Source organism: Proteus genomosp. 4 str. ATCC 51469, from assembly GCF_003144375.1.
Classification (GTDB): Bacteria; Pseudomonadota; Gammaproteobacteria; order Enterobacterales; family Enterobacteriaceae; genus Proteus.
Genome location: NZ_PENV01000050.1, coordinates 1 through 517 on the forward strand (window position 1 = coordinate 1; position 517 = coordinate 517).

General features: G+C 53.0%; 1 rRNA gene. It reads right to left on the reverse strand.

Annotated elements, in window-relative coordinates:
• Window positions 1-5: 5 nt before the first annotated feature.
• Window positions 6-517 (reverse strand): 16S ribosomal RNA (locus DK866_RS19785); the annotation flags it as partial.

The following is a 517-nucleotide window of genomic DNA, read 5'->3' on the forward strand; positions in this document are numbered from 1 at the left end:
TTAGGTAAGGAGGTGATCCAACCGCAGGTTCCCCTACGGTTACCTTGTTACGACTTCACCCCAGTCATGAATCACAAAGTGGTAAGCGCCCTCCCGAAGGTTAAGCTACCTACTTCTTTTGCAACCCACTCCCATGGTGTGACGGGCGGTGTGTACAAGGCCCGGGAACGTATTCACCGTAGCATTCTGATCTACGATTACTAGCGATTCCGACTTCATGGAGTCGAGTTGCAGACTCCAATCCGGACTACGACAGACTTTATGAGTTCCGCTTGCTCTCGCGAGGTCGCTTCTCTTTGTATCTGCCATTGTAGCACGTGTGTAGCCCTACTCGTAAGGGCCATGATGACTTGACGTCATCCCCACCTTCCTCCGGTTTATCACCGGCAGTCTCCTTTGAGTTCCCGCCATCACGCGCTGGCAACAAAGGATAAGGGTTGCGCTCGTTGCGGGACTTAACCCAACATTTCACAACACGAGCTGACGACAGCCATGCAGCACCTGTCTCAGAGTTCCC